Source organism: Streptomyces durhamensis (genome assembly GCF_000725475.1).
Classification (GTDB): domain Bacteria; phylum Actinomycetota; class Actinomycetes; order Streptomycetales; family Streptomycetaceae; genus Streptomyces; species Streptomyces filipinensis.
In genome coordinates this window covers 236,783-260,021 of the sequence record NZ_JNXR01000015.1, presented here as the reverse complement: position 1 = coordinate 260,021, position 23,239 = coordinate 236,783, and the positions used below count along the sequence as shown (strand labels likewise).

The following is a 23,239-nucleotide window of genomic DNA, read 5'->3' as shown; positions in this document are numbered from 1 at the left end:
CGGCTTGCGTACAGGCTCCCGTGCCGGACGGCCCGCGGCCCGCGCGGGGCTCCACCCCCGGGCAGGGCCCCGCGCCCGCTCGGGACTACCCGCGCCCCTCCGCCGGGGTGAGCAGCGCGAGATACGGCGCGAAGGACTCCGCCAGGCTCGCCAGCAGTTCCTTCCCCTTTTCCGCCGACCCCAGGGAAGGACGCCCGATGACACCCGATTCGGTATAGGCGGACATTCCCACGGTCAGCAGATGACGACGGTCGTCAGCGGTGAAATCGGCGGACTCGTAACCAGGGCGGACGAATTCGGGGTGAGCGTGCAGCAGAATCGAGGTCTCGATTTCTCCCGCGTGCATGTCGGTGAGCAGCGAGGTGCGCACCCCCGCCCGTTCCCGCGCCGTCTCCCAGTCCTCGGCGGCCGGGAACAGCGCCATCCGCTCACCGCGCGCGGAGGCCTCCTGGACGACGTTGCCCAGCACGTAGTTGCCGCCGTGCCCGTTGACCACGACCAGCGCGTCGACGCCCGAGCGGCGCAGCGACGCCGCGATGTCCCGGACCACCGCATGAAGGGTCACGGAGGAGATGCTGACGGTCCCCGGCCAGTCCGCGTGCTCGTGCGAGCAGGAGACCGTCACCGGAGGAAGGAGGTGCACCGGGTACGCGGCGGCGATCTCCCGTGCCACGGCACAGGCGACGAGCGTGTCGGTCGCCAGCGGAAGGAACGGCCCGTGCTGTTCGAAGCTCCCTACGGGAAGGACGGCGACCTGTGCTGAAACGCCCGCCCCCAGGCTGCGTACGTCTTCCGTGGTGTCCGTCGGCAGCACGCCGTTCGCCACGTCGGTCGTCCTCTCACATGCCGCCGCACGCGCGCCCGAACCACTCATCGTTTCACGGCCTTTCGTCTCTGCTTAGGAATCAGATCATGACAGAAAACACCGGCGTCAACCTCGGCGTACTCGGCAAGAAGTCCTCGCGGCGTTCGGGCGCGGAACGCGTCGTGAATGCACCGTTGCCCACCGTCTACGGGAAGTTCCAGGCGATCGGCTACCTGGACCATGACCGCGGTGACGAGCAAGTGGCTCTGGTGTACGGCGACATCGGCACCGAGAACGTGCTGACCCGGCTGCACTCCGAATGCCTGACGGGGGACGCGTTCGGCTCCCGGCACTGCGAGTGCGGCGACCAGCTGGCGTCCGCGCTGCGCGCCGTCGCCGCCGAGGGCAGCGGGATCGTCGTCTACCTGAGGGGCCACGAGGGCCGCGGGATCGGCCTGCTCGCCAAGCTGCGCGCGATGGCCCTGCAGGCGGAGGGACTGGACACGGTGGAGGCGAACCTCGCGCTCGGCCTGCCCGTGGACGCCCGTGACTACGGCGTCGCGGCCGAGATCCTGCGCGACCTCGGGGTGCGCTCGGTACGCCTGATGTCCAACAACCCGCGCAAGCGGGAGGCGCTGGTCCGGCACGGTGTCCAGGTCGCCGAGCAGGTGCCCCTGCTGATCGAGCCGTGCGAGAGCAACATCACCTATCTGCGCACCAAGCGGGAGCGGATGGACCACATCCTGCCCCACCTGGACGCCGTCGCGCACGGCTCCTGAAGCGAGACCGTGGCGCCCGCCGCCCCTCCCCGCGGGAGACGGGCGGCGGCACCGGCGGGCGGCACCGGCGGGCGGGTGGCGGCGCCGGCGGGCGGGTGGCGGCGCCGGGGCGGTGCGGGTGGTGCCCCCTGCTCTCAGTCCACCAGCGCCTCGTGCACGAGCCGCCGCAGCTCCGGGAAGATCTTCAGCGTCTCCTGGCGTACCTGCGTCATGAACTGCACCGTCAGCTCATGGGCCGGGTCGACCCAGAAGGCGGTCGTGGCCGCACCGGTCCAGCCGTACGTGCCGAGGGCGGTCGGGGCCAGGGTGCGGGACGGGTCGGTCACCACCGACACGTTGAAGCCGAAGCCGAGCCCGTCGTTGGCCGGTTCCTGATGGACGGGGGAGCCGAAGGACCGCACCGTCGCGTCTCCCGGCAGCTGGTTGCTGGTCATCCGCGCGACGCTGTCCGCCGACAGCAGCCGGACGCCGTCCAGTTCGCCGCCCCGGCGCAGCATCTCCATGAACCGGTGGAAGTCGTACGCGCAGGAGACCAGGCCGCCGCTGCCGGACAGGAACCGCGGCCGGGAGTGCACCGGCAGCCCCGGCACCGGCCGGATACCGCCCTCGTCCGTCCCGCCGTACAACTCGGCCAGCCTGTCCGCCTGTTCGGGCCGGATGTGGAACCCGGTGTCGGTCATGCCGAGCGGACGCAGGATCCGCTCGGCGAAGAACGCGTCCAGCGGCCGGCCGGACACCACCTCGACGACCCGGCCCAGTACGTTCGAGGCGACCGAGTAGTTCCACCGGGTGCCCGGATCGAACTGCAGCGGCATCCGCGCGTACACCTCGACCGCCTCGGCGAGGTCCTTGCCCGGCGGCACCGAGTACTCCAGCCCGGCCTCGCGGTAGAGGGCGTCGACCGGGTGCCGGTGGTAGAAGCCGAAGGTCAGGCCCGCGGTGTGGGTGAGCAGATGCCGGATCAGGATCGGGCCGGCGGCCGGGCGGGTGCGCAGCTCGGCGCCCGAACCGCCCTCGTACACCACCGGGTCGGCGAACGCGGGCAGATGGCGCTCCAGCGGGTCGTCCAGGGACAGCCGGCCCTCCTCCACGAGCATCAGGACGGCCACCGCGGTGACCGGCTTGGTCATCGAGTAGATCCGCCACAGGGTGTCCGCCTCGACCGGCAGTCCGGCCGCGACGTCACGGTGGCCGTAGGTGCTGAGACGGGCGACCCGGCCCCCGCGGGACAGGGCCACCAGGAAGCCGGGCAGCCGCCCCTGGTCGACGTAATCCGCGACCCGCCGGTCCAGGCGGTCCAGTGCCCTGGCGTCCAGCCCCGCCTCGTCCGGGTCGACTTCCTGCCGCAGCTGTGCCATCGCTCTCCTCCGGTCGCCTAGTCCGCGGTGCCCCCGGCCGCCCGCCGAGAGCACCCACCCCTCATCGTCGCGCAACGACACCCCCGTGCACCCGCTGATCACCGTCGGGTGTGACCGGCCCGACGCCACCGTCCCCGGGCGGTGCGTCGTCGCCGTCGGTCCTGGGCAGCGCGCAGGCCAGGGGCACGGCGAGCGCCGCCAGGCCCGCCAGGGCGAGCAGGGTCGGACCGGTGCCGGTGTTCATCAGCGCCGTCGCCGTGGCCACGCCCACGGCCGGGCCGACGTTCAGCGCCGTCTGCTGCAGCCCGCCCGCCACGCCGGCCACCGCCACCTCGGCCCGCCGTACGACCACCTGGGTGGCCGCCACCATCACCGTGCCGAACCCCGCGCCCAGCAGCGCGAACGCGGCCCCGAGCGCAGGCGCGGACGTGGCCCCGGACAGCACGAGGACGCCGAGCGCCAGGAGGGCCGTCGCCGCCGTCGTCGTACCGCGTGCCCCGAACCGGCGCAGCAGCAGCGGGCACAGCGCGGCGGACGCCACCATCAGCACCGCCAGCGGCAGGCTCCGCAGCGCGCTGTGCAACGGGTCGAGTCCGAGCCGGCGTTGCAGCACATAGGTGGCCACGAACAGGGCGCCGAACAGGGCCGCGGACACGACCACCAGCACGCCGAGCGCCGCGCCCACCGCACGGGAGCCGATCACCGCGGTCGGCAGCAGCGGGCTCGCCGCGCGCCGTTCGTGCCGCACCAGGACGGCGGCGGTGACCGCGGCGACGGCGAGCCCCGCCCCGGAAGCGGGCCGTGCGGTCAGCGCGTGCACCAGGCAGGCCAGGGCCACGGCGAGCAGCGCGGCACCCGGCAGGTCCAGCGGCGTGCGGGAGCCGGCGGCGGGCGGCTCCGGCCGCAGCAGGGCCGGCAGGGCGAAGACCAGCGCGGGCAGCACATTGAGGAAGAACACCGCCCGCCAGCCCAGGCCGGTCACCAGCGCGCCGCCCACCAGCGGACCCGCTGCCGCCGCCAGCCCGATCGCGGCCGTGCGCACGGCGAGCGGCCTGGCCAGCCGGTCCGGCGGGAACGCGGCTCGCAGCATGCCCAGCGTGGCCGGCTGCAACAGCGCCCCGAACACCCCCTGCACCGCCCGCAGTCCGATCACCCAGTCCACCCCGGGCGCGACACCGATCCCCGCCGACGCCGCCCCGAACCCCAGCAGGCCGAGCGCGAACACCCGCCGCTGCCCGTACCGGTCACCGAGCCGCCCCGCGAACACCAGCAGGCTCGCCACCGCGACCAGATACGCCGTGCTGGTCCACTGCACCTCGGCGAACGACGCGCCCAGATCCCTTTGCAGACGGGGCTGTGCGACGGTGAGGACCGTACCGTCCAGCGCGACGACCACCGCGCCCGCCACGCTGCTCGCCAGCGTCCACCGCCGGTTCACCGGCCACCCTCCGGACCGCCGAGGTGCGCCGCCAGCACCGTGTCGAGCAGCGGCCCGAACTCCTCGTCACCGACCGCCAGTTGCAGGCTGCGCCAGCGCCACAGCTGGGCGATCCCGTGCAGGTTCGCCCACAGGGCGCCCGCCACCCGGCGCGCGTCGGCCCCGGGCCGGGCCTCGCCGACCAGCCCGGCGAGCACACCGAACAGCGGCAGGCTCGTCTCCCGGAGTCCCAGGTGCCCGCTGTGCAGCAGGTCGTGACGGAACATCAGCTCGTACATGCCGGGGTGGTCCAGCGCGAACTCCAGATACGTCCGGGCCAGCGCCGCCACCTGCGCGCGCGGTCCGGCGGGCCCGTCCGTGAGCGTCTGCCGCACCCGCTCGGCCAGGTCGCCGAAGCCCCGGCGCGCGATGGCCGACAGCAGTTCCAGATGGGAGGGGAAGTAGCGGCGCGGCGCCCCGTGCGAGACGCCGGCGCGCCGGGCGATCTCCCGCAGGGTGAGCGCCTGCAGCCCCTCGGCGGCCAGCAGCTCCACCCCCGCATCGACCAGACGTTCCCGCAACCCGATGTCCGACTCAGTCATAGACACTGTCTACCAGGGGGACGTAGACAGTGTCTACCGGTCTCCGGTGGTACGCCCGCGCGGGAATGTTCCGCCCCTCGTGCCGAGTTGACCCAGTCATGACCCAGGACTCCACGCAGGACGCGCTGCTCGACCTCCTCTCCGACGGCCACGGCGGGGTGCTGGTCACCCTCAAGCGCGACGGCCGCCCCCAGCTGTCCAACGTCAGCCACGCCTACCACCCCGACGAGCGGATCATCCGGATCTCCGTCACCGACGACCGCGCCAAGACCCGCAACCTGCGCCGCGACCCCCGCGCCTCCTACCACGTCACGAGCGCCGACCGCTGGGCGTACACGGTCGCCGAGGGCACGGCCGAACTGTCCCCGGTCGCCCGGGATCCGCACGACGAGACCGTCGAGGAACTGGTCCGCCTCTACCGGGACGTCATCGGCGAACACCCGGACTGGGACGACTACCGGGCCGCGATGGTCCGCGACCGGCGCCTCGTGGTGCGCCTGCACGTGGACCGGGTCTACGGCGCCCCCAGGCGCTGACCCGCGGCGACCGGCTACGGCGCGCCGGCGGTCCGCGCCTCGATCGCGCGCAGGACGGCGACCATGTCCTCGCCGCCGTACCCCTGCGCCACCGTCTCCTCGAACAGGGTGTGGCACACGTCGAGGAGCGGGGAGGCCAGCCGCGCCCCGCGGGCCGCCTCGGCGATCAGCCGGTTGTTCTTCAGCACGTCCAGCGCGGCCGCCTGGACCGCGAAGTCGCGCTCGCGCAGCTTCGGCGCCTTCATCCGGGAAACGCCGCTGGCCATGGGGCCCGCTTCGAGGACGTCCAGGAACAGCCGCCGGTCCAGGCCCTGGCGCTCGGCGAAGTGGAACGCCTCGGTCAGCCCGGTCACGAGGGTGATCAGAAAGAGGTTCACGGACAGCTTCATCAGCAGCGCACCGGGCGCCGGACCGCACACGAACGTCTGCCGGCACAGCGGCGCGAGCAGCGGGCGTACGGCGGCCACGGCGTCCGCCTCCCCGGCGAGCATCGCCACCAGCTGACCCTCCTGTGCCGGTACCCGTGACCCGGAGACTGGCGCCTCGACGTACCGGCCGCCGGCGGCGCGGACGTCCGTCTCCAGGGCGTGGGAGTACTCGGGCGAGGTGGTGCCCATGTGGACGACCGTGCGTCCCGCGACGCGCGCCGCGAGCGCGCGCGTGCCCCGGCCGAGTACGGCGTCGACCGCGGCCTCGTCGGCGAGCATCAGCAGCACCACGTCGCAGCGCGCGAACACCTCCTCGGCGTCCGCGGCGACCGACGCGCCGGCCGCGCGCAGGGGTGCGGCGCGTTCCGGGGTCCGGTTCCAGACCACCAGGGGAGTGCCGGCGGCCGCCAGGCGCTCGGCCATGGGGCGGCCCATCACTCCGAGGCCGATGAAACCGACGTGCATGGCGACCGTCCTTCGCTCCGGGAACCGGGTATGACCGCGGTCATAGTAGCCGTCGCTATGACGCCGGTCATAGAGTGGAGGCCGTGCGGCAACGGGCGCCGTGAGGACGGAGGACGGCCATGAGCGAGGCGCGATGGGGGCCGCGGGAGCGGATGGTCTTCAGTGCAGCCCAGCTCATCCGGCGCGACGGCGTCGCCGCGACCGGCATGCGCGAGGTCGCCGCACACGCCGGCGCACCGCGCGGCTCCCTCCAGCACTACTTCCCGGGCGGGAAGGAACAGCTGGTCAACGAGGCGGTCGGCTGGGCCGGACGCTACGCGGGCAAGCGGATCGCACGTTTCCTCGCGGGACTCCAAACGCCGACGCCGAGCGGTCTGTTCGCGGCGATGGCCGCGCAGTGGACCGACGAGTACGCGGCGGACGGCTTCACGGCGGGCTGCCCGGTGGCCGCCGCCACGGTCGAGTGCGCCGCCGCCGGCGGCTCGACCCGGGAGGCTGCGGCCGCCGCGTTCGCGACCTGGCGGAACCCGCTCGCCGAGGCCTTGGCCGGTATGGGGGTACCGGCGGCCCGCGCCGCGTCCCTGGCCACCCTGATGATCAGCACGCTGGAGGGGGCGATCCTGATGGCCCGCGCCGAACGGGACACGGCCCCCCTGTGCACGGCCGTGCGGGAACTCGGCCCGCTCCTCGACGCGGCGGCGGCCCCGGCCCCGTGAACCGGGGCGCGTGGCGGGTCGCCGGCCGCCGGTGCTTGCCCGGGCCCGTGAGCCGCACTAGCCTCCGCGCGTGATCAACGGTGCACATGTGGTGCTCTACACCCGCGACGCGGAGGCCGACCGGGCCTTCCTGCGCGACACCCTCGGCTGGGCGCACGTCGACGCGGGCCACGGCTGGCTGCTCTTCCAGGCGCCGCCCGCCGAGGTGGCCTGTCACCCCACCGACGGTGAGCCCGCGCACGAGCTGATGCTGATGTGCGACGACCTCGACGCGACGCGGCGTCAACTGACCGAGCGCGGAGTGGAGTTCACGCGTCCGGTCGAGGAGGCCCGCTGGGGCCGGGTGACCGCCCTGCGCCTGCCGGGCGGCGGCGAACTCGCCCTGTACGAGCCGCGCCACCCCCGCCCGTAGGCGTGCGGGGGCGTCAGCCGTCGGCCCGCTCCGCGGTCAGGTAGGCGATCACCATGTCGCCGAGCATGGTCCGGTAGTGCTCCCGCCGGGCGGGGTCCACCAGGTCGCGGCCGAACAGCGCCCCGAAGGTGTGCCGGCTGGCGACCCGGAAGAAACAGAACGAACTGATCACCGCGTGCAGGTCGACCGCGTCCACGTCGGCCGTGAACAACCCCGACTCCTGCCCCGCGGCGAGGATCCGGCGGATCACCGCCAGGGCCGGGGAGCCGATCTCCCCCAGCTTCCCGCAGGCCGCGATGTGCTCGGCGCCGTGGATGTTCTCGATGCTGACCAGGCGGATGAGGTCCGGGTGCCGTTCGTGGTGGTCGAAGGTCAGCTCGGCCAGCCGCCGGATCGCGGCGACCGGGTCCAGGTGCTCGACGTCCAGCTGCCGCTCGGCCTCGCGGATCACCCCGTACGCCCGCTCCAGCACGGCCGTGAACAGCTGTTCCTTGCCCCCGAAGTAGTAGTAGATCATCCGCTTGGTGGTGCGGGTGCGGGCCGCTATCTCGTCCACCCGCGCGCCGTCGAAGCCGGCCCGCGCGAACTCCTGCGTCGCCACGTCGAGGATCTCGGCCCTGGTGCGGGCCGCGTCGCGCACCCGTCCGCCGGGTCGTACCGGTTCTTCGACGATGGTCATCGCTTTCCTTCGGGCCGGTGGACGCCTGGGCGGCACGCTCGCTGTGTGCCGGTGATTGTAGAAGCAGGGCTCCCCGCCGCGGTTGTGGTCTTGCGCACGGCCCGCACCGGAGGCGGTGAGCGGCTCGGCGCCGGGGCGGTGACGCTCGCGGCCCGGCTCACCAGGGGTGAACCGGGCCGCGGGCGACGGGCCGTCACGGCCGTCTGTTCCACTCGGCGATCACAGGCCGGCCGTGCTCGGTGGAGAGCCGGCTCACCGTGCCCGTGGCCAGCTGGAACAGCCGGCCCTCGGCGGGCGGCAGACCCAGCCGGCGGGCGGTGAGCACGCGCAGGAAGTGGGCGTGGGCGACGAGGACCACGTCCCCGGCGTCCTCGGTGAGCGCCGCCTCGACCCGGGCCAGGACCCGGTCGGCGCGAGCGCCGACCTCCCGCGGTGACTCGCCGGGATGCCCGGCGGGGCCGGGCGGCACACCGTCGGTCCACAGGTCCCAGCCGGGGCGGGAGCGGTGGATGTCGACGGTGGTGACGCCCTCGTAGCCGCCGTAGTCCCACTCGTGCAGGCCGGGCTCGGGTACGGCCCCGGAGATGCCCGCCAGTTCGGCGGTGCGTATCGCGCGGCCCAGCGGGCTGGACAGCGCGAGGGCGTAGGTCCGGTCGGTGAGGAGCGGGGCGAGGGACTTGGCCTGTTCCTCGCCGTGCTCGGTCAGGGGCAGGTCGGTGAAGCTCGTGTGCTGTCCCGACCTGCTCCACTCCGTCTCACCGTGGCGGACCAGCAGGAGGTCCCCCACCGCGGCTCAGTCCCTCTTCTCGACCGCGTGGCCGCCGAACTGGTTGCGCAGCGCCGCGATCATCTTCATCTGCGGGGAGTCGTCCTGCCGGGAGGCGAACCGGGCGAACAGGGACGCGGTGATCGCCGGGAGCGGGACGGCGTTGTCGATGGCCGCCTCGACGGTCCAGCGGCCCTCGCCGGAGTCCTCCGCGTACCCGCGCAGCTTCTCCAGGTGCTCGTCCTCGTCCAGGGCGTTGACCGCGAGGTCGAGGAGCCAGGAGCGGATGACCGTCCCTTCCTGCCAGGACCGGAACACCTCGCGGACGTTCTCCACCGAGTGGACCTTCTCCAGCAGCTCCCAGCCCTCGGCGTAGGCCTGCATCATGGCGTACTCGATGCCGTTGTGGACCATCTTCGAGAAGTGCCCGGCACCGACCCGGCCCGCGTGGACATAGCCGTAGGGGCCCTCCGGCTTGAGCGCGTCGAAGACCGGCTTCAGCGGCTCCACGTGCTCCTTGTCGCCGCCGACCATGAGCGCGTAGCCGTTCTGCAGGCCCCACACACCGCCGGAGACACCGGCGTCCACGAAGCCGATGCCCTTGATGCCGAGCGCCGCGGCGTGCTTCTCGTCGTCCGTCCAGCGGGAGTTGCCGCCGTCGATCACCGTGTCGCCGGGGGAGAGCAGGTCGCCCAGCTCGTCGACGACGGTCTGGGTGGCGGTGCCGGCCGGGACCATCACCCACACATGGCGCGGCGCGTCCAGCTGCTCGACCAGTTCGGCGAGGGACTTGACGTCGGAGACCTCGGGGTTGCGGTCGTACCCGATGACGGTGTGGCCGGCGCGGCGGATCCGCTCGCGCATGTTGCCGCCCATCTTGCCGAGACCGATGAGACCGAGCTGCATGTCAGTTCACTTCCTGAGCGTTCTTGAGGGTGCGGTAGGCGGCGACGAGGGCCGTGGTGGACGGGTCGAGACCGGGGACCTGTGCGCCCTCGGTCAGCGCGGGCTCGACACGCTTGGCGAGGACCTTGCCCAGCTCCACGCCCCACTGGTCGAAGGAGTCGATGTTCCACACGGCGCCCTGCACGAACACCTTGTGCTCGTAGAGGGCGATCAGCTGGCCGAGCACCGACGGGGTCAGCTCGCCGGCGAGGATCGTGGTGGTGGGGTGGTTGCCCTGGAAGGTGCGGTGCGCCACCTGCTCCTCGGGCACGCCCTCCGCGCGGACCTCCTCCGCGCTCTTGCCGAAGGCGAGCGCCTGGGTCTGGGCGAAGAAGTTGGCCATCAACAGGTCGTGCTGGGCCTTCAGTTCACCGCTGAGCTCGTCGACGGGGCGGGCGAAGCCCTGCTGCAGGTAGGCGGTGAACTTCGACAGGTAGTGGCTGTAGGGCAGCACGGCGTGCGACTGGGCGTCGTGGAAGTTGCCGTACCAGATGCCCAGCAGACCCAGGAGCAAGGGCGCGTTGGCCTCGGCGGGCGCGGTGCCGGAACCGGTCGGGTCCGATGGCGATCATCAGGGAGAGGCCGATCGCCGAGTCGTACGAGTACCGGCCGCCGACCCAGTCCCAGAACTCGAACATGTTGTCCGCGTCGATGCCGAAGCCGGTCACCTTCTCGGCGTTCGTGGACAGCGCCACGAAGTGCTTGGCGACCGCCTTCTCGTCGCCGCCCAGGCCGTCGAGCAGCCACGTCCGCGCGGAGGTGGCGTTGGTGATCGTCTCGATCGTGGTGAACGTCTTGGACGCGACGATGAACAGGGTCTCCGCCGGGTCCAGGTCGCGGGTGGCCTCGTGCAGGTCGGCGCCGTCCACGTTCGACACGAACCGGAACGTCAGCTCCCGTGCCGTGTACGGACGCAGCACCTCGTAGGCCATCGCCGGACCGAGGTCGGATCCGCCGATGCCGATGTTGACGACGTTCCGGATGCGCCGGCCGGTGTGGCCGGTCCACTCGCCGGAGCGGACCCGGTCGGCGAAGCGGGCCATCCTGTCCAGCACCGCGTGCACCTTCGGGACGACGTTCTCGCCGTCGACCTCGACCACCGCGTCCCGTGCGGCGCGCAGCGCGGTGTGCAGCACGGCCCGCCGCTCGGTGACGTTGATCCTCTCGCCGCGGAACATGGCGTCGCGCAGCGCGGACACGCCGGTGGCGGTGGCGAGTTCCTGGAGCAGGGCCAGGGTCTCGTCGGTGATCAGGTGCTTGCTGTAGTCGATGTACAGGTCACCGGCCCGCACGACATAGCGCTCGGCGCGGCCGGGGTCCGCCGCGAACAGCTCGCGCAGGTGCGGCTGGGCCTCGGCACGGTGGTCGGCCAGGGCCGTCCACTCGGGCCGGTTGGTGAGCTTGGGAAACCCGGAAGACTGGGACTCTGCCATCTCAGGCGTTCTCCTTGGCGGCCTCGCCCTTGAGGGCGATGGCGTACATCTCGTCGGCGTCGAGGCGGCGCAGCTCCTCGGCGATGAGTTCGGAGGTGGGGCGGACCTTCAGGGCCAGGGTGCGCGGCGGCTGGCCCGGCAGGGTCAGGCTCGCGAGGGGGCCCTCGGGGCGGTCGATGACGATCTCGCCGTTCGCGGTGCCGAGGCGTACGGCCGTGACGACCGGGCCCGCGGTGATCACGCGGTCGACGGAGACGTTCAGGCGGGCTTCCAGCCAGCGCGCCAGCAGTTCGGCGCTCGGGTTGTCCGCCTCGGCCTCGACGGCCGCCGAGGTCACCTTCACCCGGGCCTGGTCCAGGGCGGCGGCCAGCATGGACCGCCACAGCGTGAGCCGGGTCCAGGCGAGGTCGGTGTCGCCGGGCGCGTAGTTGCGGGCGCGGGTCTGCAGCACCTCCATCGGCCGCTCCACCGCGTACAGGTCGGTGATCCGCCGCTGGGCCAGCGCGCCGAGCGGGTCCCTGGAGGGGGTGTCGGGCGCGTCCACCGGCCACCACACGACCACGGGCGCGTCCGGCAGCAGCAGCGGCAGCACGACCGAGTCGGCGTGGTCGGACACCTCGCCGTAGGTGCGCAGCACGACCGTCTCACCGGTGCCCGCCTCGGAGCCGACCCGGACCTCGGCGTCCAGCCGGGAGTGGGTGCGGTCGCGCAGGGTGCGGGCGTGCCGCTTGATGACGACCAGGGTCCGCGAGGGGTGCTCGTGCGAGGCCTCCTCGGCGGCCTTGATCGAGTCGTAGGCGTTCTCCTCGTCCGTGACGATGACCATCGTCAGGACCATGCCCACGGCCGGGGTGCCGATGGCGCGGCGGCCCTGCACCAGCGCCTTGTTGATCTTGCTTGCCGTGGTGTCGGTCAGGTCGATCTTCATGGCCTGCGCCAGCTCCGTCCGTCTCGTGCGAGCATCTCGTCCGCTTCACTCGGTCCCCAGCTGCCCGACGCGTACTGCGCCGGCCGGCCGTGCGCCGCCCAGTACTCCTCGATCGGGTCGAGGATCTTCCAGGACTCTTCCACTTCCTGGTGACGGGGGAACAGATTCGCGTCGCCGAGCAGCACGTCCAGGATGAGCCGCTCGTACGCCTCCGGGCTGGACTCGGTGAACGACTCGCCGTACGCGAAGTCCATCGACACGTCCCGGATCTCCATCGAGGTGCCCGGCACCTTGGAGCCGAACCGCACGGTCATGCCCTCGTCCGGCTGGACCCGGATGACGATGGCGTTCTGGCCCAGCTCCTCCGTGGCGGTGGAGTCGAACGGGGAGTGCGGGGCCCGCTTGAAGACCACCGCGATCTCGGTGACCCGGCGGCCCAGCCGCTTGCCGGTGCGCAGGTAGAACGGGACGCCCGCCCAGCGGCGGTTGTCGATGCCGAGCTTGATCGCGGCGAAGGTGTCGGTCTTCGACTTCGGGTCGATGCCCTCCTCCTGGAGGTAGCCGACGACCTTCTCGCCGCCCTGCCAGCCTTCCGCGTACTGGCCGCGCACGGTGTGCAGGCCGAGGTCCTCCGGGTGGCGCACCGACTTCAGCACCTTCAGCTTCTCGGTGAGCAGCGCCTCCGCGTCGAACGCGATCGGCTCCTCCATGGCGGTGAGCGCCATCAGCTGCAGCAGGTGGTTCTGGATCACGTCACGGGCGGCGCCGATGCCGTCGTAGTAGCCGGCCCGGCCGCCGATGCCGATGTCCTCGGCCATGGTGATCTGGATGTGGTCGACGTACGACCGGTTCCAGATCGGCTCGTACATCTGGTTGGCGAAGCGCAGCGCCAGGATGTTCTGGACGGTCTCCTTGCCGAGGTAGTGGTCGATGCGGAACACCTGGTCCGGCTCGAACACGTCGTGCACGATCGCGTTGAGGTCGCGGGCGCTGCCGAGATCGTGGCCGAACGGCTTCTCGATGACCGCGCGCCGCCAGGAACCCTCGGGCGGGGAGGCCAGGCCGTGCTTCTTCAGCTGCTGCACGACCTTGGGGAAGAACTTCGGCGGCACCGAGAGGTAGAAGGCGAAGTTGCCGCCGGTGCCGCGGGAGGCGTCCAGCTCCTCCACGGCGTCCTTGAGCTGCTTGAAGGCGGTGTCGTCGTCGAAGTCGCCGGGGATGAACCGCATGCCCTCGGCGAGCTGCTGCCACACCTCCTCGCGGAACGGGGTCCGGGAGTGCTCGCGGACGGCGTCGTGCACGACCTGCGCGAAGTCCTGGTCCTCCCAGTCCCGGCGGGCGAAGCCGACGAGGGAGAAGCCCGGCGGCAGCAGCCCCCGGTTGGCCAGGTCGTACACGGCCGGCATCAGCTTCTTGCGGGACAGGTCACCGGTCACACCGAAGATGACCAGCCCGGACGGGCCGGCGATCCGGGGCAGGCGGCGGTCACGGGCGTCCCGCAGCGGGTTCTCCCAGTCGGCGGCCGGGGCCACCGGGACCCGCACCGGCTCGGGTGCGGGTGCCGCGGCGGCGGGTGCGTTCTCGGTCATCGGGCGTCAACTCCCTTGCTCTTCAGGGACTTCGCTACGGCGTCCAGCAGCTCCTGCCAGGCGGCCTCGAACTTGGCGACGCCCTCGTCCTCCAGCTGCCGGACGACCTCGTCGTAGGAGATGCCGAGCCGTTCGATGCCCGCCAGGTCGGCGCGCGCCTGGGCGTAGCCGCCGGTCACCGTGTCGCCGGTGATCTCGCCGTGGTCGGCGACGGCGTTCAGGGTGGCCTCCGGCATCGTGTTGACGGTGCCCGGGGCGACCAGCTCGTCCACGTACAGGGTGTCCTTGTAGGCGGGGTCCTTCACCCCCGTGGAGGCCCACAGCGGCCGCTGCTTGTTCGCCTTGTCCCCGGCCAGCGCCAGCCAGCGCGCGGAGGCGAAGACCTCCTCGTAGGCCGCGTAGGCGAGCCGGGCGTTGGCGAGCGCCGCGCGGCCCTTGAGGGCGCGGGCCCCGTCGGTGCCGAGGGCGGTCAGCCGCTTGTCGATCTCAAAGTCCACGCGGGAGACGAAGAAGGACGCCACCGAATGGATGGTGGACAGGTCGATGCCCCGCTCGCGGGCCTGCTCCAGACCGGCCAGGTAGGCGGCCATGACCTCGCGGTAGCGCTCCAGGGAGAAGATCAGCGTGACGTTGACGCTGATACCGAGCCCGACGACCTCGGTGATCGCCGGCAGGCCCGCCTCGGTCGCCGGAATCTTGATCATCACGTTGGGCCGGTCGACCAGCCAGGCCAGCTGCTTGGCCTCGGCGACGGTGGCCTCGGTGCGGTGGGCCAGGCGCGGGTCGACCTCGATGGAGACCCGGCCGTCCCGGCCGCCGGAGGTGTCGTACACGTCCCGCAGGATGTCGGCGGCGTCGCGCACGTCGGCGGTCGTCATCATCCGCACCGCCTCGTCCACCGTGACACCCCGTACGGCGAGGTCGCCGAGCTGCTCCTCGTAGCCCTCGCCGGAGCCGATGGCGGCCTGGAAGATCGACGGGTTGGTGGTGACACCGACGGCGCTGCCGCTCGCCACCAGCTCGGCGAGGCTGCCCGACGTGATCCGCTTGCGCGACAGGTCGTCCAGCCAGATCGACACGCCCTCGTCGGCGAGGCGCTTGAGGGCTCCCGGGGTCGCGATTGCTTCGGTCACAGTGATCATCTTTCTTTCGGGAAGGTGTCGGGCGTCGGTGTCAGGCGCGCGCGGCGGCGAGCGACTCGCGGGCCGCCGAGGCGACGTTCTCAGGGGTGAAGCCGAACCCGGCGAACAGGGTGCCGGCGTCCGCGGAGGCGCCGAAGTGCTCGAGGGAGACGATGCGGCCCGCATCGCCCACGTAGCGGTACCAGGTCAGACCGATCCCGGCCTCCACGGCGACCCGGGCCTTGACGGCCGGGGGCAGCACCCGCTCGCGGTACGCGCGCGGCTGCTCCTCGAACCACTCCACGGACGGCATCGACACCACCCGGGTACCGATGCCCTCGGCCTCCAGCAGCTCGCGCGCGGCCACGGCGAGCTGCACCTCGGAGCCCGTCGCGATGATGACCACCTCCGGAACCGCCGTCGAGGACTCGCGCAGCACATAGCCGCCCTTGGCCGCGTCCTCGTTCGGCGCGTACACCGGCACGCCCTGGCGGGTGAGCGCGAGCCCGTGCGGGGCGGGGTTCGTGGCGTGCCTCTTCAGGATCTCGGCCCATGCCACCGCGGTCTCGTTGGCGTCGGCCGGGCGGACGACGTTCAGGCCCGGGATCGCGCGCAGCGAGGCCAGGTGCTCGACGGGCTGGTGGGTGGGGCCGTCCTCGCCGAGGCCGATGGAGTCGTGCGTCCACACGTACGTCACCGGCAGCTGCATCAGCGCCGACATCCGCACGGCATTGCGCATGTAGTCGGAGAAGACCAGGAAGGTGCCGCCGTAGATCCGGGTGTTGCCGTGCAGGGCGATGCCGTTCATCTCCGCGGCCATGGAGAACTCGCGGATGCCGAAGTGCACGGTACGGCCGTACGGGTCGGCCTCGGGCAGCGGGTTGCCCTCGGGCAGGAAGGAGCTGTCCTTGTCGATGGTGGTGTTGTTGGAGCCGGCGAGGTCGGCGGAGCCGCCCCACAGCTCGGGCAGCACCGGGCCGAGCGCCTGCAGCACCTTGCCGGAGGCGGCACGGGTGGCGACGGACCGGCCCTCCTCGAACACCGGCAGCGCGCCCTGCCAGCCCTCGGGCAGCTCGCCCTTGCTGACACGGTCGAACAGGCCGGCCCGCTCCGGCTGGGCGGCCCGCCACTGGGTGATCCGCTTGTCCCAGGCCGCGTGCGCCTCGGCGCCCCGGTCCAGGGCCCGGCGGGTGTGCTTGAGCACCGCGTCCTCGACCTGGAAGCTCTGCTCCGGGTCGAAACCGAGGACGCGCTTGGTGGCGGCGATCTCGTCCGCGCCGAGCGCGGAGCCGTGGGAGGCCTCGGTGTTCTGCGCGTTCGGGGCGGGCCAGGCGATGATCGTGCGCATCGCGATGATCGAGGGCCGCTCGGTCTCGGCCCGCGCGGACTCCAGCGCCGCGTACAGGGCGGGCACGTCGATGTCGCCGTCGGCGGTGGGCTGGACGCGCTGGGTGTGCCAGCCGTAGGCCTCGTACCGCTTCAGCACGTCCTCCGAGAAGGCGGTCGCGGTGTCGCCCTCGATGGAGATGTGGTTGTCGTCGTAGAGGAAGACCAGGTTGCCGAGCTTCTGGTGGCCGGCCAGGGAGGAGGCCTCGGCGGAGACACCCTCCTCCAGGTCGCCGTCGGAGACGATCGCCCAGACGGTGTGGTCGAAGGGAGACTCACCCCGCGGCGCGTCCGGGTCGAACAGGCCGCGCTCGTAGCGGGCCGCCATCGCCATGCCGACCGCGTTGGCGACCCCCTGGCCGAGCGGGCCGGTGGTGGTCTCGACGCCGGCGGTGTGCCCGTACTCGGGGTGTCCCGGAGTCCGGGAGCCATGGGTCCGGAACGCCTTCAGGTCGTCCAGCTCCAGCTCGTAGCCCGACAGGAACAGCTGCGTGTACAGGGTCAGCGAGGTGTGGCCGGGGGAGAGAACGAAACGGTCCCGGCCGGTCCACTCGGGATCGGCGGGATCGTGACGCATCACCTTCTGAAAGATCGTGTACGCGGCAGGGGCCAGGCTCATCGCGGTGCCCGGGTGGCCGTTGCCCACCTTCTGCACCGCGTCGGCCGCCAGCAGACGGGCGGTGTCCACGGCACGGCGGTCGAGGTCGGTCCACTCGAAGCCCTCGGAAGTCTGCGTGGTCATCTTCAAGAAGTCCTCGTTCGATGCGGGGTGGCTGGCCTGACGCGTTCAAACTTAAAAGTCTGACTTTTTCGAAGGAAGGTCGGGGTGTGTCAGCCTGTGGTGAATCTGGGACAGCGATCGCATGACAGGGACGGCACGAAAAGGACATGACAGGCGGAACCCCTCAGGCCGACGGCGACGGCATCACAACCTTCCCCTTCCCGACCGAACTGGCCGTCGGCGGCGTCGGCATGCAGATCGGTCCCATGGGCACCGACCACACCTGGCACGCCGACGCCCCCCTGCACCGCGTCCACCGCATCGACTTCCACGTCGTCATGCTGTTCACCGGCGGCCCCGTACGGCACATGGTCGACTTCGCCGAGTACGAGGCCGGCGCCGGCGACCTGCTCTGGATCCGCCCCGGACAGGTCCACCGCTTCTCCCGCGAGACCGTGTACCGCGGAACCGTCCTGACCATGCAGCCCGGCTTTCTGCCGCGGGCCACCGTCGAGGCCGCCGGCCTGTACCGCTACGACCTCCCGCCCCTGCTGCACCCCGCCCCCGCCCAGCTCACCGCACTCCACGCCGCCCTCGACCAGCTGCGCCGCGAGTACGAGGACACCGCCACGCTCCCGCTCAGCCTGCACACCGCCGTCCTCAGGCACAGCCTCACCGCGTGCCTGCTGCGCCTCGCGCACCTCGCGGCCAGCTCGGCGCAGGCCTCCCGGCAGCAGACGGACAGCACCTTCACCCTCTTCCGGGACGCCGTCGAGCACGGCTTCGCCACCAACCACAGCGTCAGCGCCTACGCCGACGCCCTCGGCTACTCCCGCCGCACGCTCGTGCGCGCCGTCCGCGCCGCCACCGGCGAGACCCCCAAGGGGTTCATCGACAAACGCGTCGTCCTGGAGGCCAAACGCCTCCTCGCCCACACCGACATGCCGATCGGCCGCGTCGGGGCGGCCGTGGGCTTCCCCGACGCGGCGAACTTCACCAAGTTCTTCCATCTGCACACCGGGCAGACACCGGTGGCCTTCCGGGCGGAGCTGCGCTGAGCCCTCAGGAAGGCGCCGGCCAGGACGTACGCCGCACCAGCGTGTCCCGCATCCGTGTCAGCGCCTCGATCCGCTCCGGGAGTTCAGCCACCCGGCGGGCCCCCACCCCGTAGTGCTCCGCGCAGGCCCCGGCGCAGTCGAACACCTCGGGCAGACCGCCGTCCAGGTAGCGCACGAAGGACTTGACGTTCTCCACGGTGGACCCGGACGCGAGCGGATCGCGCACGTTGCGGCAGGGCACGGGGGGTGGCGCCTGGGCACCGGGTCCGGCCGGCCGGCGGACTTCCGCTGCGGGGCACCGCGGAGGGCGATCGGGCCGTGCCCGTTCATCACCCCGGTCGCCGCGCCCGGTTGCCCGCCGCCCACATGGCCGAAGCAGACGTCGATCCCGTCGGGCACGGCCTCGATCCCGTCGGGCACGGCCTCGCGCAACCGGTCGGCGACGGGCCTGTCATGGGGGTCGAAGGCCGCGTCGAAGCCGAGCCGCCCGGTCGGCCGGGCCGCCTTCGCCGCCGACCCGGCACCGCCGATCACCCGCCGAGCCCCCTTCAACCGGGCGATCTGCCCGGCGAGATGGCCCGTCGCCCCGGCCGCGCCGGAGACGAACACCGTCTCGCCCGGCCGGAGCCCGGCCACCTCCATGAGGCCGGCACAGGCCACCAGTCCGAACCCGAGGTACAGGGACGGGCGGGTACAGGCGTCCCGGTCCACCCGGCGGAACGCCCCCCGCCTCCGCGGCCGCGCACTCCCGCCGGCCCAGCCGGTGCACCACCGGATCAGCCGGCAGGAGGGCGGGATGTGCCGTCGTCATGGCGGCGACGCCAGGGGGCGACCCGGACGTGAAGGCCGCCCCCGGCGCCGGTGACCGGTGCCCGGTCAGTGGCCGAAGTCGAACCAGTTCACATTCACGAAGTCGGCCGGCTGGCCGCTGGTGAAGGTGAGGTAGACGTCGTGGGTGCCGGTGACCGAGCCGATGTTGGCCGGCACCGTCCGCCACGTCTGCCAGCCGCCGGTGTTGCCCACCGCGAAGCTGCCGATGGGCGCGTTGCCCCGGCTGTCCAGCCGCACCTCCACCAGCCCGCTCACCCCGGACGCGGCCCCGCTCGCGACCCGCGCGTAGAACTGGGTGGCGGGTGTGGAGCCGAAGTCGACGCCCTTGTACAGCGCCCAGTCGCCGTTCGCGACGTAGCCGATGTCCTGGCCGCCACCGGTGTCGGCGGTGGTCTCGGTGGCGATGCCGGACTGGCTGTCGCAGGACTCGGCCTGGATGGCGCCGTAGGCGTCGCGGCCGCCGGACGGCGGGGGAGTGGTGCCGCCCCCGCTGCCCGAGGACCGAAGGACCTGCACATAGTCGACGGCCATCGGGTGGCCGGGCTGCGTGGCACTGGTCGGGCCGCCGCCGAACGCCCCCGGGAAGCCGCCCCCCATCGCCACGTTCAGGATGACGAAGAAGCCGTGGTTCGTGGCGTTGGCCCAGGTCGTCGCGTCCATCCGGTTCGCCGTGACCGTCTGGTAGGTCATGCCGTCGACGGAGAAGCGGATGGCCTCCGGGCTCACCGAGCGGTCCCACTCCATGGTGTACGTGTGGAAGCCCGACTGGCAGGTGGTGCCCGGACACGCGGTCGAGTTGCCGAGGCCCGTCGTCTCGTTGCACGGGCCGCCGGGGTTGGTGCCGCAGTGCAGGGTGGCCCACGTCTTGTTCAGGCCCTGGACGTTCTCCATGACGTCCAGCTCGCCGACGCTCGGCCAGTTCTGGTAGTTGCCCCGGTAGGGCGCGCCCAGCATCCAGAACGCGGGCCAGTAGCCCGCCGCCGCGTCACCGGTCACGTCGGGCATCCGGATCCGTGCCTCCACGCGCAGCTTCCCGCCGGCCGGGGGCTGGAAGTCGGTGCGCGTGGTCTCGATCCGGCCGGAGGTCCAGTTGCCGGAGGCGTCGCGGCGCGGCGTGATCAGCAGGTTGCCGTTGCCGTCGAGTGCCACGTTGTTCGTGCTCGACGTCATCGTCTCGACCTCGCCGGTGCCCCAGTTCGCGGCCCCGCCCGGGTACGAGGTCCCGGTGTCGTACTGCCAGTCGGCGGTGTTCACGGCGGAGCCGGCCGCGCCGTTGAAGTCGTCGATGAAGACCTGGTCCCAGCCCGAGGGCGGGGCGGGGGCGGTGGCGTTCGCGGTGGCGGTGGCGGCCGTGGCGACGGCCGCGGCCAGGCCGAGTGCGGCGACGACGGCGACGAGCGCGCGCCGCAGCGGGCGGGGTCTGGCCATGCCGGAGGTATCGCTCATGGGGAGGCCTTCCGGGTGCGGGGTGTCGGGGAAGAACGGGTTCTGAGAGCGCTCTCACGATGCCGCCAATGTCCTCCCCGCCCCTACGACCGTCAAGGCTTGAAACAAGGAAAGTCCCCTGGGCGCAGACGAGTTCACCCCGTGAAGGCTCTCGGCGCCGGTCCGGCCGCGCCGGCAGACGGACCCGCCTGACCAGGCACGTTCAATGAGATCGTTATCTGAACTCCACGAGCGGATCACGCCTTGCGCCTGCGAAGGTCATAAGCTGTCGGGAGATTCGCGGGGGCGCCGAAGAGGTGCGCGAGTTGCTGGAGTTGTGCCTCGCCGCATCCTGGTGTGCAGGACACTTGAGGTGCGTGCTCTGTCATGTGAGCCGGACCGGTTGTCGTGCTCCCTCGCAGATTGACCTGTGAGAGGGAACCCATGTCTTACCCCCCGCCGCCGGGAAGCGGCCATCCGTACGGGCAGCCGCCCTCGCAGAGCGGTTGGCAGCCGCAACCGCAGTGGCAGGGCCCGGCCCCCGTGCCGCCGCCCATGCCGGCGGCACCCCCGCCCGTCCCGGCGGCCCCTCCGGCCCACCCCGCGCCCTCTCCGTACGGCGCCTATCCCCCGCCGGCGACCACCGCGCCCTCTCCGTACGGCGCCTATCCCCCGCCGGCGACCGCCGTGCCCGCCCCGCCGGCGCCCCCCTCGGGCGCGGGAGGCGGCGCCCGGAAGGTCCTGGGCGTCCTGCTCGGCGTGTCCGGGCTGCTCGGCCTGCTCGGCGGCGGGGCGCTGGCGACCCACGCCTACAGCAACAGCCGCCAGTCGGTGCCCAACTCGGGCGCCTACGGGCCGGTGCTGTGGCGCGACGAGACCGTCGACCACCTCTTCCCGGCGACCATCGGCCAACCGCCCGACTCCACCTACCAGGCCTCCGACAAGAAGGCCGCGCAGTGGAACCGGATGGGTGTCTCCGAGGACACCTCGTGCGCCGCGGGCCTGAGCGGAGAGACCGGCAAGACCGCCCGGCGGCTCGGCTGCAAGGCCGTCCTGCGCGCCACGTACGTCGACCTCAGCGGGGAGACGGTCGCCACCGTCGCCGTCATCGTGCTGCCGAAGGGCACAACCGCCGCACAGCAGATGGGCGAGTACCTCGACGGCCAGCAGTCGAAGGACATCCCCGACGCCGCGGTGGTTCCGCTGCGGGTCCCGGGGACGCTCGCGGCGAAGTGGCAGGAGAGCCGGCGCAACGGCATGGGCGGCACCGGCCTGGGAGACGACTTCCCCTACGCCGTCGCCGTCACCACAGGCGCCGTCGACGGCCGCGCCTCCTCCACCCTGCCCAGGAACTTCGAGGGGAACGACGCGGACAGGCAGCCCTGGATGGACGCGGCCAAGGCCCTGAGCGAGACGTTCCACACCCACATCCTGAACCTGGCAAGGTGAGACCCGCAGTGAAGCTCAAGACGATACGCGCCACCTGCACCGCGGTCGCCCTCACCGGACTGCTGTCCACCCTGGCCGCCGCCCCCGCGTACGCGGCCACGCCGGTCGGCTGGGAAGGGCGCGCACTCGGCCTGTCCGCGGCGCAGCGGCAGAGCCAGGGCCGAGGAGTCACGGTCGCGGTCCTCGACAGCGGTGTGGCGGCCGACCACCCGGCCCTGAAGGGCAGGGTGACGACCGGCCCCGACTACCGCCAGGACGGGCTGCGGCCCGGGAACCCGGACTGGGGCCGGCACGGCACCTCCATGGCCTCGGACGTCCTCAAGGTGGCCCCCGGGGCCAGGATCCTGTCCGTCCGCGTCACCTCCGACAAGGACGACGAGCACATCGACGAGAAGGACCTGGAAGAACTGCGCAAGCGGGGCAGGAGCCCGGCCGCCCAGGGCATCCGCTACGCGGCCGACCACGGCGCCGACGTGATCTCCATGTCCTTCGGCAGCGCGGACGGCTTCAGCACCTACGACGACGAGGAGACCGAGGCCGTCGCGTACGCCGTCCGCAAGGGCGTGACCCTGCTCGCGTCGGCCGGCAACTCGGGCGACAAGGGCAACGACAACTCCTACCCGGCCGGCTACCCGGGCGTGATCGCGGTGGCCGCCACCCAACGGAACGGCGCGCGCGCCGGCTTCTCCACCGTGCACACCTACAACGACATCGCCGCGCCCGGTGTCGGCATCGTCAGCGCGAGGAACACCGGCGGCTACCGGACGATCAACGGCACCTCACCGGCGTGCGCGCTGGCCGCCGGTGTCGTGGCGCTCCTGTACGGGAAGAACCGGGAACTGACCCCGGCGCAGGTGAACGACATCCTGATCGCCACCGCACACCGTCCCGCGCACGGTGGCAGCGCCCTGCTCGGCTACGGACGGATCGACGCCGCAGCGGCGGTGCAGGCCGCCGCCTCGCCCCCCAAGGACAGGACGGCGCCGGTGAGCTACCAGGGCAAGGAGCACCTGGCGACGCCGGACGGCACCGCGAAGACCAAGCACGCCCCGCTGGAGCAGGGGCTGTGGATGACGGGCCTGGTCGCCGCCGGCGTGGGGCTGGGGCTCCTGGTCGTCGCTGTCCTCCTCGCACGGTCGGCCCGCCGCAGGGAACCGGCGGGGCCGGCGGGCATGGCGCATCCTCAGGGGCCCTTCCCGGGCTGAGCCCGGCGGAGCCCGCCGGGCACCGTCCCGGGGTGACCCCGTACGGTCACCCCAGGACCGAGGACGGCGCATGAACGGACCCCGGGCGAACGTCGGGGAGGCTACCTTCCGGCACCACCGGTCCGGCACCACCGGTCCCAGGACCGGGGTGCTGCAGCAGGCGCGCGCGAGGGCCGGCTCCGGCC

At 72.4% G+C, this 23,239-nt stretch carries 21 protein-coding genes and 1 pseudogene; 7 read left to right on the top strand and 15 right to left on the bottom strand.

What is annotated here, in order from left to right; all coding sequences use genetic code 11:
* Nucleotides 1-85 precede the first annotated feature (85 nt).
* Nucleotides 86-874 carry a creatininase family protein gene (locus tag IO33_RS47635; protein ID WP_078963850.1) on the bottom strand — a complete coding sequence of 263 codons (789 nt, stop codon included), beginning with the start codon at nucleotides 872-874 and terminating at the stop codon, nucleotides 86-88.
* 38 nt (nucleotides 875-912) lie between these two features.
* On the opposite strand from IO33_RS47635, the gene ribA reads away from it, so the two are divergent.
* Nucleotides 913-1,584 carry a GTP cyclohydrolase II gene (gene ribA, locus IO33_RS0123020; protein ID WP_031168030.1) on the top strand — a complete coding sequence of 224 codons (672 nt, stop codon included), beginning with the start codon at nucleotides 913-915 and terminating at the stop codon, nucleotides 1,582-1,584.
* 134 nt (nucleotides 1,585-1,718) lie between these two features.
* Here the strand turns inward: ribA and IO33_RS0123015 are convergent, their stop codons facing one another.
* From IO33_RS0123015 to IO33_RS0123005, 3 genes are all read right to left on the bottom strand, one after another.
* A complete protein-coding gene (locus IO33_RS0123015) occupies nucleotides 1,719-2,942 on the bottom strand; it encodes a serine hydrolase domain-containing protein (RefSeq protein ID WP_031168028.1) in 1,224 nt (407 codons plus the stop codon).
* A gap of 61 nt (nucleotides 2,943-3,003) precedes the next feature.
* Nucleotides 3,004-4,380, bottom strand: coding sequence for an MFS transporter (locus IO33_RS0123010; RefSeq protein WP_078963849.1), 1,377 nt, complete (start codon nucleotides 4,378-4,380; stop codon nucleotides 3,004-3,006).
* Nucleotides 4,377-4,961, bottom strand: coding sequence for a TetR/AcrR family transcriptional regulator (locus IO33_RS0123005; protein ID WP_031168025.1), 585 nt, complete (start codon nucleotides 4,959-4,961; stop codon nucleotides 4,377-4,379). Before IO33_RS0123005 ends, IO33_RS0123010 begins: the two co-directional genes overlap by 4 nt.
* Nucleotides 4,962-5,059: 98 nt before the next feature.
* Here IO33_RS0123005 and IO33_RS0123000 point away from each other — a divergent pair, with 98 nt between their 5' ends.
* Nucleotides 5,060-5,497 carry a PPOX class F420-dependent oxidoreductase gene (locus tag IO33_RS0123000; RefSeq protein WP_031168023.1) on the top strand — a complete coding sequence of 146 codons (438 nt, stop codon included), beginning with the start codon at nucleotides 5,060-5,062 and terminating at the stop codon, nucleotides 5,495-5,497.
* 14 nt (nucleotides 5,498-5,511) lie between these two features.
* Here the strand turns inward: IO33_RS0123000 and IO33_RS0122995 are convergent, their stop codons facing one another.
* Complete coding sequence (locus IO33_RS0122995) at nucleotides 5,512-6,525, bottom strand: NAD(P)-dependent oxidoreductase (RefSeq protein WP_280921810.1); 1,014 nt, start codon at nucleotides 6,523-6,525, stop codon at nucleotides 5,512-5,514.
* Here IO33_RS0122995 and IO33_RS0122990 point away from each other — a divergent pair.
* Both IO33_RS0122990 and IO33_RS0122985 read left to right on the top strand, forming a co-directional pair.
* Nucleotides 6,510-7,106 carry a TetR/AcrR family transcriptional regulator gene (locus tag IO33_RS0122990; protein ID WP_031168019.1) on the top strand — a complete coding sequence of 199 codons (597 nt, stop codon included), beginning with the start codon at nucleotides 6,510-6,512 and terminating at the stop codon, nucleotides 7,104-7,106. The two genes, IO33_RS0122995 and IO33_RS0122990, sit on opposite strands and share 16 nt — an antisense overlap.
* 70 nt (nucleotides 7,107-7,176) lie before the next feature.
* Nucleotides 7,177-7,518 (top strand): VOC family protein, encoded by a 342-nt coding sequence (locus tag IO33_RS0122985; RefSeq protein WP_031168017.1) that lies wholly within the window; start codon nucleotides 7,177-7,179, stop codon nucleotides 7,516-7,518.
* 13 nt (nucleotides 7,519-7,531) lie between these two features.
* On the opposite strand, the gene IO33_RS0122980 is transcribed toward IO33_RS0122985, so the two are convergent.
* From IO33_RS0122980 to tkt, 8 genes and pseudogenes are all read right to left on the bottom strand, one after another.
* Complete coding sequence (locus IO33_RS0122980; protein WP_031168015.1) at nucleotides 7,532-8,197, bottom strand: TetR/AcrR family transcriptional regulator; 666 nt, start codon at nucleotides 8,195-8,197, stop codon at nucleotides 7,532-7,534.
* Nucleotides 8,198-8,390: 193 nt separating this feature from the next.
* The gene (locus tag IO33_RS0122975; RefSeq protein WP_031168013.1) at nucleotides 8,391-8,984 is read right to left on the bottom strand and encodes a histidine phosphatase family protein; all 594 of its coding nucleotides are present in this window, start codon (nucleotides 8,982-8,984) and stop codon (nucleotides 8,391-8,393) included.
* 6 nt (nucleotides 8,985-8,990) lie between these two features.
* A complete protein-coding gene (gene gnd / locus IO33_RS0122970; RefSeq protein WP_031168011.1) occupies nucleotides 8,991-9,869 on the bottom strand; it encodes a phosphogluconate dehydrogenase (NAD(+)-dependent, decarboxylating) in 879 nt (292 codons plus the stop codon).
* A 1-nt stretch (nucleotide 9,870) separates the two neighbouring features.
* A pseudogene (locus IO33_RS44425) lies at nucleotides 9,871-11,341 on the bottom strand (glucose-6-phosphate isomerase).
* 1 nt (nucleotide 11,342) lies between these two features.
* Nucleotides 11,343-12,269 carry a glucose-6-phosphate dehydrogenase assembly protein OpcA gene (opcA, locus tag IO33_RS0122960; RefSeq protein ID WP_031168009.1) on the bottom strand — a complete coding sequence of 309 codons (927 nt, stop codon included), beginning with the start codon at nucleotides 12,267-12,269 and terminating at the stop codon, nucleotides 11,343-11,345.
* Nucleotides 12,266-13,858, bottom strand: coding sequence for a glucose-6-phosphate dehydrogenase (zwf, locus tag IO33_RS0122955; protein WP_031168007.1), 1,593 nt, complete (start codon nucleotides 13,856-13,858; stop codon nucleotides 12,266-12,268). Before zwf ends, opcA begins: the two co-directional genes overlap by 4 nt.
* On the bottom strand, nucleotides 13,855-15,000 hold the full coding sequence (gene tal / locus IO33_RS0122950; RefSeq protein ID WP_031168001.1) for a transaldolase: 1,146 nt from the start codon (nucleotides 14,998-15,000) through the stop codon (nucleotides 13,855-13,857). The genes zwf and tal overlap by 4 nt, the downstream gene beginning before the upstream one ends.
* Before the next feature lie 31 nt (nucleotides 15,001-15,031).
* Nucleotides 15,032-17,107 carry a transketolase gene (tkt, locus tag IO33_RS0122945; RefSeq protein ID WP_031167999.1) on the bottom strand — a complete coding sequence of 692 codons (2,076 nt, stop codon included), beginning with the start codon at nucleotides 17,105-17,107 and terminating at the stop codon, nucleotides 15,032-15,034.
* Nucleotides 17,108-17,253: 146 nt separating this feature from the next.
* On the opposite strand from tkt, the gene IO33_RS0122940 reads away from it, so the two are divergent.
* A complete protein-coding gene (locus IO33_RS0122940) occupies nucleotides 17,254-18,144 on the top strand; it encodes a helix-turn-helix domain-containing protein (RefSeq protein WP_031167998.1) in 891 nt (296 codons plus the stop codon).
* Nucleotides 18,145-18,148: 4 nt separating this feature from the next.
* Here the strand turns inward: IO33_RS0122940 and IO33_RS50490 are convergent, their stop codons facing one another.
* Nucleotides 18,149-18,370 carry a hypothetical protein gene (locus IO33_RS50490; protein WP_157857890.1) on the bottom strand — a complete coding sequence of 74 codons (222 nt, stop codon included), beginning with the start codon at nucleotides 18,368-18,370 and terminating at the stop codon, nucleotides 18,149-18,151.
* 650 nt (nucleotides 18,371-19,020) lie between these two features.
* Nucleotides 19,021-20,421, bottom strand: a complete 1,401-nt coding sequence (locus tag IO33_RS0122930) for a glycoside hydrolase family 16 protein (protein ID WP_031167994.1) — start codon at nucleotides 20,419-20,421, stop codon at nucleotides 19,021-19,023.
* A gap of 423 nt (nucleotides 20,422-20,844) precedes the next feature.
* Here IO33_RS0122930 and IO33_RS0122925 point away from each other — a divergent pair, with 423 nt between their 5' ends.
* Nucleotides 20,845-21,849, top strand: a complete 1,005-nt coding sequence (locus IO33_RS0122925) for a hypothetical protein (RefSeq protein ID WP_157857888.1) — start codon at nucleotides 20,845-20,847, stop codon at nucleotides 21,847-21,849.
* Between the two features lie 8 nt (nucleotides 21,850-21,857).
* Nucleotides 21,858-23,054, top strand: coding sequence for a S8 family peptidase (locus IO33_RS0122920; protein WP_031167991.1), 1,197 nt, complete (start codon nucleotides 21,858-21,860; stop codon nucleotides 23,052-23,054).
* Nucleotides 23,055-23,239: the final 185 nt, after the last annotated feature.

Excerpts from the sequence above, each read along its gene's own strand:
- IO33_RS0122930 (WP_031167994.1), bottom strand. The coding sequence starts at position 20,421 with ATGAGCGATACCTCCGGCATGGCCAGACCCCGCCCGCTGCGGCGCGCG.
- tal (WP_031168001.1), bottom strand. The coding sequence starts at position 15,000 with ATGATCACTGTGACCGAAGCAATCGCGACCCCGGGAGCCCTCAAGCGC.
- gnd (WP_031168011.1), bottom strand. The coding sequence starts at position 9,869 with ATGCAGCTCGGTCTCATCGGTCTCGGCAAGATGGGCGGCAACATGCGC.
- IO33_RS0122980 (WP_031168015.1), bottom strand. The coding sequence starts at position 8,197 with ATGACCATCGTCGAAGAACCGGTACGACCCGGCGGACGGGTGCGCGAC.
- IO33_RS0122925 (WP_157857888.1), top strand. The coding sequence starts at position 20,845 with ATGTCTTACCCCCCGCCGCCGGGAAGCGGCCATCCGTACGGGCAGCCG.
- IO33_RS0123000 (WP_031168023.1), top strand. The coding sequence starts at position 5,060 with ATGACCCAGGACTCCACGCAGGACGCGCTGCTCGACCTCCTCTCCGAC.
- IO33_RS0123015 (WP_031168028.1), bottom strand. The coding sequence starts at position 2,942 with ATGGCACAGCTGCGGCAGGAAGTCGACCCGGACGAGGCGGGGCTGGAC.
- IO33_RS0122990 (WP_031168019.1), top strand. The coding sequence starts at position 6,510 with ATGAGCGAGGCGCGATGGGGGCCGCGGGAGCGGATGGTCTTCAGTGCA.
- ribA (WP_031168030.1), top strand. The coding sequence starts at position 913 with ATGACAGAAAACACCGGCGTCAACCTCGGCGTACTCGGCAAGAAGTCC.
- IO33_RS0123005 (WP_031168025.1), bottom strand. The coding sequence starts at position 4,961 with ATGACTGAGTCGGACATCGGGTTGCGGGAACGTCTGGTCGATGCGGGG.
- IO33_RS0122940 (WP_031167998.1), top strand. The coding sequence starts at position 17,254 with ATGACAGGCGGAACCCCTCAGGCCGACGGCGACGGCATCACAACCTTC.
- IO33_RS47635 (WP_078963850.1), bottom strand. The coding sequence starts at position 874 with ATGAGTGGTTCGGGCGCGCGTGCGGCGGCATGTGAGAGGACGACCGAC.
- tkt (WP_031167999.1), bottom strand. The coding sequence starts at position 17,107 with ATGACCACGCAGACTTCCGAGGGCTTCGAGTGGACCGACCTCGACCGC.
- zwf (WP_031168007.1), bottom strand. The coding sequence starts at position 13,858 with ATGACCGAGAACGCACCCGCCGCCGCGGCACCCGCACCCGAGCCGGTG.
- opcA (WP_031168009.1), bottom strand. The coding sequence starts at position 12,269 with ATGAAGATCGACCTGACCGACACCACGGCAAGCAAGATCAACAAGGCG.